Origin of the sequence: Sagittula sp. SSi028, assembly GCF_048553715.1 — a bacterium.
In the GTDB taxonomy this organism is placed as follows: domain Bacteria; phylum Pseudomonadota; class Alphaproteobacteria; order Rhodobacterales; family Rhodobacteraceae; genus Sagittula.
Genome location: NZ_JBLZNC010000003.1, coordinates 47,932 through 59,808 on the forward strand (window position 1 = coordinate 47,932; position 11,877 = coordinate 59,808).

Sequence of the window (11,877 nt, forward strand, 5' to 3'; positions counted from 1 at the left end):
TGAAAAGGGGCGCCCCGAAGGACGCCCCGATCACTTTAGTCTGCCGTCAGCAGCGGTGGCTTTTTCGAATCCAGTCGCGGGTTTTCCGGCCCGTTCAGATCCAGCACCAATTCGCCATCCTTGACCGACACTTTGACAATGCCGCCTTTGGTCAGCTTGCCGAACAAAAGCTCCTCTGCCAGCGGCTTTTTGATGTGTTCCTGAATGACGCGTCCCAGCGGGCGGGCCCCCATTTTGTCGTCGTAGCCACGTTCAGCAAGCCACTCCGCAGCAGGGCGGGTCAGCTCGATGGTCACGTTGCGATCCAGAAGCTGCGCTTCGAGCTGCAGAACGAACTTCTCGACAACCTGCAGGATCGTATCGCGCGGCAGCGGCTGGAAGCTGATGACCGCATCCAGACGGTTGCGGAATTCCGGCGTGAAGGTCCGCTCGATGGCGGCGGTGTCTTCACCCTCGCGACGGTCGCGGCCGAAGCCGATGGCCGCCTTGGCCATGTCCGCCGCGCCGGCGTTCGAGGTCATGATCAGGATCACATTGCGGAAGTCCACAGTACGTCCGTTGTGATCGGTCAGCGTGCCGTGGTCCATGACCTGCAACAGGATGTTGTAGACATCCGGGTGCGCCTTCTCGATCTCGTCGAGCAGCAGGACGCAATGCGGGTGCTGGTCCACACCGTCGGTCAACTGGCCACCCTGATCAAAGCCGACATAGCCCGGAGGCGCGCCGATCAGGCGGGAAACGGCGTGCTTCTCCATGTACTCAGACATGTCGAAACGCAGCAGTTCCACGCCCAGTTGATCCGCCAGTTGTTTGGCCACTTCGGTTTTGCCGACGCCGGTCGGGCCCGCAAAGAGGTAGTTGCCAATCGGCTTCTCGGGTTCGCGCAGACCGGCGCGGGCCAGCTTGATCGCCGAGGACAGCGCCACGATGGCATTGTCCTGACCAAAGACCACGCGCTTCAGCGAGGTTTCGAGATCTTTCAGCACCTCGGCGTCATCCTTGGAGACGTTTTTCGGAGGAATGCGCGCGATCTTGGCGACCACATCCTCGATCTCCTTGGTGCCGATGGATTTGCGGCGTTTGGACTGGGCGACCAGATGCTGGGCTGCACCTGCCTCGTCGATGACGTCGATGGCCTTATCCGGCAGCTTGCGGTCGTTGATATACCGCGCCGACAGTTCCACAGCGGTTTTGATCGCGTCGTTGGTGTATTTGATCGCGTGATGTTCCTCGAAGTAGGGTTTCAGCCCTTTCAGGATCTTCACGGTATCTTCCACCGAGGGTTCGTTGACGTCGATTTTTTGGAACCGGCGCGACAGGGCGCGGTCCTTTTCGAAATGCTGGCGGAACTCTTTATATGTGGTCGAGCCCATGGTGCGCAGCTTGCCGCCCTGCAGTGCAGGTTTCAGCAGGTTGGACGCATCCATCGCGCCGCCGGATGTGGCACCGGCACCGATAACGGTGTGGATCTCGTCGATGAACAGCACCGCATCGGGATGTTCCTCAAGCTCGGTCACGACCGCCTTCAGGCGTTCCTCGAAATCGCCGCGGTAACGGGTGCCTGCAAGCAGAGCGCCCATGTCCAGCGAGTAGATCGTGGTTTCCGCAAGCACCTCAGGGACTTCACCGGAAATAATTTTGCGGGCCAGCCCTTCGGCGATGGCGGTTTTGCCCACACCGGGATCACCGACCAGAAGCGGGTTGTTCTTGCGGCGGCGGCACAGCACCTGAATGCAGCGCTCAACCTCGTGGGCGCGTCCGATCAACGGGTCAATGTCGCCCTCATCGGCCTTTACGTTCAAATCGACGCAATATTTCGCCAGCGCGGATTCTTTATCCTGCGCGGTGCTTTGGCTGGTGCTTTCAGAGGACTGCTGATCCTCTTCCTCGGTCGCGCCTTGGATCGGGCGGGCCTCGCCAAAGGCGGGGTTCTTTGCCACGCCATGGGCGATGAAATTCACCGCGTCGTAGCGCGTCATGTCCTGCTCCTGCAGGAAATAGGCGGCATTCGATTCACGTTCGGCAAAAATAGCCACCAGAACGTTGGCGCCGGTGACCTCTGTGCGGCCAGAGGACTGCACATGGATGGCCGCGCGCTGGATCACGCGCTGGAACGCGGCGGTGGGCACCGCTTCGGACCCTTCGATGTCGGTGACGAGATTGGACAGGTCCTCGTCGATGAATTCCACCAATGTGGTGCGCAACTCTTCGGTATCGACGGAACATGCCTTCATCACGCGGGAGGCGTCCGGCTCGTCGATAAGCGCAAGCAGCAGGTGCTCAAGCGTTGCAAATTCATGGCTGCGCGAATTTGCCAAAGCCAACGCAGAGTGAATGGCCTGCTCAAGGGTGTTCGAGAATGAAGGCACTGTGTGCTCCTCTTGTCTGCGCTGTCCATCAGGATCAGCATTGCCCCGTTAGGTTAAAGTTTGGTCGATTAATCCGCGGCTTCAAGTTTTTTCTTTTCACAGCCATGTCACATTCGGCCAAACGCCAGTCCCGTGCCAGTCGCTTCATCATCCAGCGCGGCCCGGATCGGGCAGCGCGGGACAGGGCCGTTTCAAAAGCGGTCCTTGCGGGCGCGAATCTCGGTGAAGACATCAAGATCCGAGGCATCTTGCATGCCCAACGCGGCTTTGACCGCCGGTTGGGAGGCACGCAAAAAGGGATTGGTTTCAAGTTCTAATGAAAGCGGCACCTGCGCGGTGGGTTTCCCTTCGGCGCGGGCCGCAGCGATCTGTTCTGTCCTAGAGATAAGGTCTGCGTTCTGCGGTTCAATAGTGCGGGCAAAGGCGGCGTTCGATGTCGTGTATTCGTGCCCCGAACAGACGATGGTGTCGGGGGGCAGGGCGGCCAGACGTTGCAGGCTGTCCCACATCTGCGCGGGCGTGCCTTCGAAGATGCGCCCGCACCCCAGCGCCATAAGGCTGTCGGCGGTAAAGACATAGCCGCCTTCGGGGTAGTGGAACGCAATATGCCCAAGGGTATGACCGCCCACATCGATCACCTCGACACGGCCTGCGCCGGTGCCGCCGGCGAAACCCGGCTCCAGAGCGTGATCCAGAGGTGGCAGTTTGTCGCGCTCGGACGCGGGGCCCATGACCTTGCACCCGTAGCGCGCGACCAGTTCGGCCACGCCGCCCACGTGATCGTGGTGGTGGTGCGTCAGCATGATGACCGACGGATGCCAGTTGCGCGCCTCCAGCGCGGCGATCAGCGGCGCGGCTTCGGGGGCGTCGATCACGGCCACCCCGTCGGGGCCATTCACGAGGTAGGCGTAATTGTCGCTGAGGCAGGGGACGGTAACAACGTCCAGAGGCATGGTGTTTCCCCGTATGCTTGGTAAAGATAGCGTCAGCGTGACCGATCTTCGGGGGCGCTTCAACCGGAGTTCTTAGGGAGAGAGCATGCACCTCGACGTTCAGGCGTTGCGCGATTTCTACTACCGCAGTGCGCTGGGGCGTGCGGCGCAAAAGATCGTGCGCGCAGAGGTGCTGCGCAGCTGGTCGGCGCAGGATGTGCAGGGCCAGACCGTTGTGGGCTATGGCTTTGCCGCGCCGCTGCTGCGGCCCTACCTGAAACAGGCGCGACGGGTAAGCGCGCTGATGCCCGCGCCGCAAGGGGTGATGCCCTGGCCTGCGGGTCTGCCGAATGTGTCTGTCTTGTGCGAGGAAACCCTGTGGCCGCTGGAAACCGGCCATGTGGACCGGCTTATCCTGATGCACGGGCTGGAGACGTCCGAGCGCCCCTCGGATCTGTTGGACGAGGCCTATCGGGTGCTGGGACCGGGCGGCAAGGCGCTGTTCGTGCTGCCGAATCGCTCGGGGCTGTGGGCGCGGGCGGATTGGACGCCCTTCGGCTACGGGCGACCCTATTCGCTGGGCCAGCTCGAATCGCAGCTCAAGAAACATGATTTTATCCCCGAACGCGCTGTCAGCGTGTTGTATCAGCCGCCCTCGGGGCGACGGTTCTGGATGAAAACCGGTCCTTTGTGGGAAAAACTGGGGCGTATGGTGCCTGTGGCTGCGGGCGGCGTGATGATCGTCGAGGCGGCAAAGCGGTATCCGCCAACCCGCGCGGGGCTGGGCGAACAAAAGCGTGTCAGCAATCCTTTGGGCGTTCTGGCCCCGAAACCGGGTAAGGCTGTCGGCTCTGTGTGACGCAAAATGCCGGCCAGCTGCATCAATTCGTCCCACCCCGGCCGTTGATCCGTCAAAAAACCTGTGAGGAATCGTCGCAAGAACGTGAAAAAATTGTTCTTTTATCGACGTAAACTTGGGCGCTGGCGTCGCGAATTCAAGCAACCTTATGATATTATTAACTTTAGCCGGAAACGGCCCGAGTCCTAAGGATGTTGCGACGTGCGTGAGGCTCTGCTACATCCGCCACGATTTCCCTGCCTTGGCCAAAATCAGGGCTTTAAGATGCCTTCGGACGCCTCGCCATTCGGCGGGAGCGTGACGGGGGCCGAAAACCGGAAGGGTGGACGTGTCTGACAGCTCGATTTCCTCCGGCATCGCCGAACGGTATGCCACCGCCGTTTTCGAGATCGTGAAGGAGAACAATAATCTCCCGCGGCTCGAAACGAACCTTAATGACCTCAGCGCTGCCCTTAAGGACAGCGACGATCTGCGTGAACTGCTGGTGAACCCGGTTTACACGCGCGAGGAGCAGGCAGACGCCATCGGCGCTGTCGCAAAGGCCATGGGCCTGATCCCCGCGATGCAGAACGTGCTGGGCCTGATGGCGTCGAAGCGTCGCCTGTTTGTGGTGCCCGCGCTTGTCCGTCGCCTTGGTGAAATGCTCGCCGACGAAAAGGGCGAAGTCACCGCAGAGGTGCAGACAGCGCAGCCGCTGACCGACGAACAGTCGGCCAACCTTGCCAAGACCCTCAAGGAGAAGGTCGGCAAGGACGTAAAGATCAATGCCACCGTCGATGAAAGCCTCATCGGTGGTCTTATCGTCAAGGTGGGCTCCAAGATGATCGACACGTCGGTCCGCTCGAAGCTCAACTCCCTTCAGAATGCAATGAAAGAGGTCGGATAAATGGGTATCCAAGCAGCAGAGATTTCTGCGATCCTAAAGGACCAGATCAAGAACTTCGGGCAAGATGCCGAAGTCGCCGAAGTGGGTCGCGTGCTGAGCGTTGGGGACGGTATTGCCCGTGTCCACGGCCTCGACAGCATTCAGGCCGGCGAGATGGTCGAATTCCCCGGTGGCATCATGGGCATGGCGCTGAACCTCGAAACCGACAACGTCGGTATCGTGATCTTCGGCTCCGACCGTGACATCAAGGAAGGCGACACCGTCAAGCGCACCAACTCCATCGTGGACGTGCCCGCGGGCAACGGCCTGCTGGGTCGCGTTGTCGACGGTCTGGGCAACCCGCTGGACGGCAAGGGCCCGATCTCCTTCGAAGAGCGCCGCATCGCCGACGTCAAAGCGCCGGGCATCATCCCGCGTAAATCCGTGCACGAGCCCATGGCGACCGGCCTCAAGGCCGTTGACGCGATGATCCCGATCGGCCGTGGCCAGCGCGAGCTGATCATCGGTGACCGTCAGACCGGTAAAACCGCCGTTGCTCTGGACGCGATCCTCAACCAGAAGTCCTACAACGACGCCGCCAAGTCCGACGACGAGAAGCTGTACTGCATCTACGTCGCCGTTGGTCAGAAGCGTTCGACCGTTGCCCAGCTGGTGAAGAAGCTCGAAGAAACCGGTGCGATCGACTACTCGATCGTGGTGGCCGCAACCGCGTCCGACCCGGCACCGATGCAGTTCCTCGCGCCCTACGCCGCGACCGCAATGGCCGAGTACTTCCGCGACAACGGCAAGCACGCCCTGATCATCTATGATGACCTGTCCAAACAGGCCGTGTCCTACCGTCAGATGTCCCTGCTGCTGCGCCGCCCGCCGGGCCGCGAAGCTTACCCGGGCGACGTTTTCTACCTCCACTCGCGTCTGCTGGAGCGTTCGGCGAAGCTGAACGAAGACAACGGCTCGGGCTCGCTGACCGCTCTGCCGATCATCGAAACCCAGGGCGGCGACGTGTCCGCGTTTATTCCGACCAACGTGATCTCGATCACCGACGGTCAGATCTTCCTGGAAACCGAACTGTTCTATCAGGGCATCCGCCCCGCTGTGAACACCGGTCTGTCCGTGTCTCGTGTGGGCTCCTCCGCTCAGACCGACGCCATGTCCTCCGTGGCCGGCCCGGTTAAGCTGTCGCTCGCCCAGTACCGCGAAATGGCCGCCTTTGCGCAGTTCGGCTCCGACCTCGACGCCGCGACGCAGCAGCTGCTGAACCGTGGTGCGCGCCTGACCGAGCTGATGAAGCAGCCGCAGTATTCGCCGCTGACCAACGCGGAAATCGTCTGCGTGATCTTCGCCGGCACCAACGGCTACCTCGACAAGATCGCCGTGTCCGACGTGGGCCGCTACGAAAAAGGCCTGCTGCAGTTCCTGCGTTCGCAGAAAGCTGACTTCCTGAACTGGATCGAAACAGAAGATCCCAAGTTCAAGAAGGGCGAGCCGGTTGAGAAAATGAAAGCGGTTCTTGACGAATACGCAGCGGACTTCTCGTAAGAGGATCATCCGATGCCCAATCTTAAGGATCTCAAAAACAGGATCGCGTCGGTCAAATCGACCCGCAAGATCACCAAGGCCATGCAGATGGTCGCGGCTGCAAAACTGCGCCGCGCCCAGGATGCGGCCGAAGCGTCCCGCCCCTACGCGGAACGCTTCAACGCGGTGATGGCGTCCCTGGCCGCTTCTGTCGGCGACAGCGACACGGCCCCCCGCCTTCTGGCGGGGACCGGCAAAGACGACGTACATCTGCTGGTGGTCATGACCGCCGAACGCGGTCTGTGCGGCGGCTTCAACACAAACATCGTCAAGCTGGCCAAAGCCAAGATTGTCGAACTGAAGGCCGCGGGTAAAACCGTGAAGATCCTGACGGTCGGCAAGAAAGGTCGCGAGCAGCTCAAGCGGGAATACAGCGACCTCTTCGTGGGTCATGTGGACCTGTCCGAGGTCAAACGCCTCGGCTACGGCGACGCACAGGGCATTGCCCGTGATGTGCTGGCCCGTTTTGACGGCGGTGAGTTCGACGTGGCGACGATCTTCTTTGCCAAGTTCAACTCGGTGATTTCGCAGGATCCGACGGCCCTTCAGGTCATCCCGGCGTCCTACGAAACCGCTGAGGAGACCGCGGCGGACGGCGCGTCCACCCTGTACGACTACGAGCCCGACGAAGAGGCGATCCTGGCTGACCTGCTCCCGCGTGGGGTGGCAACGCAGATCTTCTCGGCGTTGCTCGAAAATGCGGCCTCTGAACAGGGTGCCCGTATGTCGGCAATGGACAACGCGACCCGCAACGCGGGCGAGATGATCGACCAACTGACGATCGAGTATAACCGCTCGCGTCAGGCCGTCATCACCAACGAACTGATCGAAATTATTTCGGGCGCCGAGGCGCTCTAAGGAACCCGGAGAGAAACCAATGACAGCACAAGGCAAGATCACCCAGGTGATTGGCGCCGTGGTCGACGTCCAGTTCGACGACCACCTGCCGGCAATTCTGAACGCGCTGACCACCGACAACAACGGCAAGACGCTTGTTCTCGAAGTGGCGCAGCACCTCGGCGAAAACACCGTCCGCACCATCGCGATGGACGCGACCGAAGGTCTCGTTCGTGGCCAGGAAGTGGCCGACACCGGCGCACCGATCTCGGTTCCCGTTGGTCCGAAGACCCTCGGCCGCATCCTGAACGTCGTGGGCGAGCCCGTCGACGAAGGTGAGCCGATCACCGCGGACGAATACCGCCCGATCCACGCACCGGCCCCGGAATTCATCGACCAGTCGACCGAATCCGAAGTCCTCGTGACCGGCATCAAGGTCATCGATCTGCTGGCGCCTTACGCCAAGGGCGGTAAGATCGGCCTGTTCGGCGGCGCCGGCGTGGGCAAGACCGTTCTGATCATGGAACTGATCAACAACATCGCAAAGGTGCACTCGGGCTACTCCGTGTTCGCCGGTGTTGGTGAACGGACCCGTGAAGGCAACGACCTGTACCACGAGATGATCGAATCCAACGTCATCAAGCCCGACGCCCTCGAGGAGTCGCAGGTGGCTCTGGTCTACGGCCAGATGAACGAGCCTCCGGGTGCGCGTGCACGTGTGGCCCTGACCGGTCTGACGCTGGCGGAACAGTTCCGCGACGCGTCCGGCACCGACGTTCTGTTCTTCGTGGACAACATCTTCCGCTTCACGCAGGCCGGTTCCGAAGTGTCCGCTCTGCTGGGCCGTATCCCCTCCGCTGTGGGCTACCAGCCGACGCTGGCGACCGACATGGGCGCGATGCAGGAACGCATCACCTCGACCAAGAACGGCTCGATCACCTCGATCCAGGCTGTCTACGTTCCCGCGGACGACTTGACCGACCCCGCACCGGCAACGACCTTTGCCCACCTCGACGCGACCACGGTTCTCAACCGTGCGATCTCGGAACTGGGCATCTACCCGGCCGTTGACCCGCTGGACTCGTCCTCGCGTCTGATGGACCCGCAGATCGTGGGTGAAGAGCACTATCAGGTGGCACGCGACGTTCAGGGTATCCTGCAGCGTTACAAATCCCTGCAGGACATCATCGCCATCCTCGGGATGGACGAACTGTCCGAAGAGGATAAGCTGACCGTGGCCCGTGCCCGTAAGATCCAGCGCTTCCTGTCGCAGCCGTTCGACGTGGCGAAGGTCTTCACCGGCTCTGACGGTGTTCAGGTTCCGCTGGAAGACACCATCAAGTCGTTCAAGGCTGTTGTGGCCGGTGAATACGACCACCTGCCCGAGGGCGCCTTCTACATGGTTGGCGGCATCGACGAGGTGCTCGCCAAAGCCGAGAAAATGGCCGCAGACGCTGCCTAATCCGAACGGGTGAGGCGGGATGTAATCCCGCCCTACCTGCCGGTTCACCATCCTGGGTAGGGTGGGGTTTCACCCCACCGTCTCCCGACAAAGGAGTTTCACATGGCAGACACGATGCAATTCGACCTCGTCTCGCCGGAGCGCAAGCTCCTGTCGGCGCAGGCTAAGTCGGTTCAGATTCCCGGTTCCGAAGGCGATCTGACCGCCATGCCGAACCACGCTGCAACCATCACCACCCTGCGTCCCGGTGTGCTGACCGTCGAAACCGACAAAGGCACCGAGAAATTCGTGGTCACCGGCGGTTTTGCTGAAATCGGCGAAAGCATCTCTGTGCTTGCCGAAAAGGCGCTTCCGGCGGCAGACGTGGATCAGACCACCTACGAGGCCCTGGTTGACGAGGCGCATGCCGCCTACGAGCAGACCAAGGTGACCTTCGAGAACGAGCCCGGCCCCGTGGACGATGCAGCCAAGCTGCTGCAGGACATGGTCGCGGTTGGCACGCATATCGGTCTTGACCCCAAGCAGCCCGCTCTCTGAGCTTTGCCGCTTTGACAGATCGAAAAACCCCGTCGTCCTCGGCGGGGTTTTTTGCTTTTGCGCCCTATATTGTGCCAAAATACACGCGGCTGCGGCGTCCCGGCGCCGATCGTGTGAAACATTCACGAAACCATCTTGCACCGTCGTTCACAGTGCGTAGATCAGCCCTGACAGCCCTTTTTCCCCACCAGCCCCCGGAGGAGCCCTGACCTTGGACTTTGCGATCGACATCACCAGCATCTTACGCGATTTCGTGACGCTGTTCGTCGTGGTCGATCCGATAGGGACCTTGCCGGTCTTCTACTTTGCCACCGCAGCGGTGCCCGCGGCGCTGCATTGGAAATTTGCCCTGCGCGCTGTTGTCGTCGCCTGGATTGTCCTGCTGGGCTTTCTTGTCGCGGGGCAGGTCCTGCTGGAGGCGCTTGGCCTGCGCTTCGGCTCGTTCCAGATTGCGGGCGGGATCGTGCTGTTCCTGTTCGCGCTGACGATGATCTTTGGCGACAGCAAGCCCGAGCACGAGATTGATCAGGCGGAAAAGGGACATCTGGCGGGGGCGGTCTTCCCCTTGGCCATGCCCTCCATTGCCTCGCCGGGGGCGATGCTGGCGATCGTTGTGCTGACGGACAACAACGCCAACTCCATTCCCGACCAGATCGTCACGGCGGTCTTGCTGACGCTTGTGCTGTTGGTCACCTTGGGGCTGCTTTTGCTGGCAGCGCGGCTGAAACGGGTCTTGGGGTCCACCGGGGCCAGCGTGATCAGCCGCGTGATGGGCATTATCCTTGCCACCGTGGCGGTGGACGCGGTTCTGGGCGGTCTGGATGCGGTGGGGGCGATGCGTCTCGACAGTATCCCGGGCGAGGTTCCTGCGGCTGAAACAATTTCCGAGTGATTTCATCAACCGAAGCCGCTATACCCTTGCCAAAGTTGCAAGAGATTTAAGATGCGAAAATTTAGCGGCGCCACACTGGGCGTTGATCAGGGCAATGCCGAGGTCTTTACCGACTTCAAAGATGGCGGGCCGATGTGGACGGGCGAGGGCGCGCGCGAGCGTCGTCGCGCCGTGATCTTCTCAGATCCTTTCGCCGAGGTGCCCGTCGTGCATGTCGGCCTGTCGCTGTGGGACATGGATCAGGGTGCGAATGTGCGTGCGGACATCAGCGCGGAGAACGTGACCACCACCGGCTTCGAGCTGGTCTTTCGCACGTGGAGCGACACCAAAGTGGCGCGGGTTCGGATGAACTGGCTCGCCATGGGGGCGCTGAAGAACGAAGACGACTGGGATCTGTATTGATTGCCTGAAACGAAACCGGGGGCCACTGCGGCCCCCGGTTTGTATTGCGCTATGGCGTAGGGATCATAGGATCCCTTCGTAGATCGGGCCCAGCGTGTCGGTTTCAAACAGCGACGACACCGAGGTGCCATTCCAGATGTTCAGAATGCTTTGCGCGAACATCGGCGCAGTGGGCAGGATGCGGATGTTCGGGGCAGAAGCCACCGGACCCGTGGGCTGGATCGAATCTGTCAGCACCAAGGTTTTGAGCACGGAATTTGTGATGCGCTCGACCGCGGGACCGGACATCACCCCGTGCGAGATATAGGCGTGCACCTCGGTCGCGCCGTGATCCATGATGACCTCGGCCGCTTTGCACAGGGTGCCGGCGGTGTCGCACATGTCATCGACGATGATACATTTCTTGCCGGTCACATCCCCGATCACAGTCATCTCGGCGATCTCGCCGGGCTTTTCGCGGCGTTTGTCGACGATGGACAGCGGCGCGTTGATCCGCTTGGCCAGCTCGCGGGCGCGGGCCACGCCGCCCACGTCCGGAGAGATCACCATAACATCGCTGAGGTCGTCGAACTGGTTCTGGATATCCAGCGCAAAGATCGGCGAGGCATAGAGGTTGTCCACCGGAATATCGAAAAAGCCCTGAATCTGCGCCGCGTGCAGGTCCAGCGTCAGGATACGCTCAATGCCCGCTTCGACCATCATGTTGGCCACCAGCTTGGCGGTGATGGGGGTGCGTGCCTTGGTGCGGCGGTCCTGACGGGCATAGCCGAAGTAGGGGATCACGGCGGTGATGCGCGACGCGCTCGACCGGCGCAGCGCGTCCGCCATGATCAGCAATTCCATCAGGTTGTCATTGGCCGGGTTGGAGGTCGGCTGAATGATGAACATGTCCTCGCCGCGTACGTTTTCGTACACTTCGACAAAGATTTCCTGATCGTTGAACCTTTCGACGCGGGCATCGACAAGGCCCACGGACATGCCGCGGTACAGCGACATGCGGCGGGCGATGGCCTCGGCCAGCGGACGGTTGGCGTTGCCGGCGATCAGCTTGGGTTCGATAACGGTGGGCATGGGCAGCTTGCTCCGTGAGGATGATGACGGATTCGTGACGGGTTGCGCACCC

General features: G+C 61.2%; 11 protein-coding genes. 8 read left to right on the forward strand and 3 right to left on the reverse strand.

Annotated elements, in window-relative coordinates; all coding sequences use genetic code 11:
* Positions 1-35 precede the first annotated feature (35 nt).
* Complete coding sequence (gene clpA, locus ACN5AZ_RS06395; protein ID WP_419428033.1) at positions 36-2,369, reverse strand: ATP-dependent Clp protease ATP-binding subunit ClpA; 2,334 nt, start codon at positions 2,367-2,369, stop codon at positions 36-38.
* A gap of 191 nt (positions 2,370-2,560) precedes the next feature.
* Positions 2,561-3,322, reverse strand: coding sequence for a hydroxyacylglutathione hydrolase (gloB, locus tag ACN5AZ_RS06400; RefSeq protein ID WP_419428034.1), 762 nt, complete (start codon positions 3,320-3,322; stop codon positions 2,561-2,563).
* Positions 3,323-3,407: 85 nt separating this feature from the next.
* Here gloB and ACN5AZ_RS06405 point away from each other — a divergent pair, with 85 nt between their 5' ends.
* From ACN5AZ_RS06405 to ACN5AZ_RS06440, 8 genes are all read left to right on the forward strand, one after another.
* The gene (locus ACN5AZ_RS06405) at positions 3,408-4,160 is read left to right on the forward strand and encodes a methyltransferase domain-containing protein (protein WP_419428035.1); all 753 of its coding nucleotides are present in this window, start codon (positions 3,408-3,410) and stop codon (positions 4,158-4,160) included.
* A gap of 322 nt (positions 4,161-4,482) precedes the next feature.
* Positions 4,483-5,046 carry a F0F1 ATP synthase subunit delta gene (locus ACN5AZ_RS06410; RefSeq protein ID WP_419428036.1) on the forward strand — a complete coding sequence of 188 codons (564 nt, stop codon included), beginning with the start codon at positions 4,483-4,485 and terminating at the stop codon, positions 5,044-5,046.
* Positions 5,047-6,585 carry a F0F1 ATP synthase subunit alpha gene (atpA, locus tag ACN5AZ_RS06415; protein WP_419428037.1) on the forward strand — a complete coding sequence of 513 codons (1,539 nt, stop codon included), beginning with the start codon at positions 5,047-5,049 and terminating at the stop codon, positions 6,583-6,585.
* A 12-nt stretch (positions 6,586-6,597) separates the two neighbouring features.
* Positions 6,598-7,482, forward strand: a complete 885-nt coding sequence (locus ACN5AZ_RS06420; protein WP_419428038.1) for a F0F1 ATP synthase subunit gamma — start codon at positions 6,598-6,600, stop codon at positions 7,480-7,482.
* Between the two features lie 19 nt (positions 7,483-7,501).
* Positions 7,502-8,923 (forward strand): F0F1 ATP synthase subunit beta, encoded by a 1,422-nt coding sequence (gene atpD, locus ACN5AZ_RS06425; RefSeq protein ID WP_419428039.1) that lies wholly within the window; start codon positions 7,502-7,504, stop codon positions 8,921-8,923.
* 102 nt (positions 8,924-9,025) lie between these two features.
* Complete coding sequence (locus ACN5AZ_RS06430) at positions 9,026-9,460, forward strand: F0F1 ATP synthase subunit epsilon (RefSeq protein WP_419428040.1); 435 nt, start codon at positions 9,026-9,028, stop codon at positions 9,458-9,460.
* A gap of 205 nt (positions 9,461-9,665) precedes the next feature.
* Positions 9,666-10,352 (forward strand): MarC family protein, encoded by a 687-nt coding sequence (locus tag ACN5AZ_RS06435; protein ID WP_419428453.1) that lies wholly within the window; start codon positions 9,666-9,668, stop codon positions 10,350-10,352.
* Positions 10,353-10,403: 51 nt separating this feature from the next.
* On the forward strand, positions 10,404-10,754 hold the full coding sequence (locus tag ACN5AZ_RS06440) for an H-type lectin domain-containing protein (RefSeq protein WP_419428041.1): 351 nt from the start codon (positions 10,404-10,406) through the stop codon (positions 10,752-10,754).
* 63 nt (positions 10,755-10,817) lie between these two features.
* Here ACN5AZ_RS06440 and ACN5AZ_RS06445 read toward each other — a convergent pair whose 3' ends face one another.
* Positions 10,818-11,825 carry a ribose-phosphate pyrophosphokinase gene (locus ACN5AZ_RS06445; RefSeq protein ID WP_419428042.1) on the reverse strand — a complete coding sequence of 336 codons (1,008 nt, stop codon included), beginning with the start codon at positions 11,823-11,825 and terminating at the stop codon, positions 10,818-10,820.
* Between the last annotated feature and the right edge of the window lie 52 nt (positions 11,826-11,877).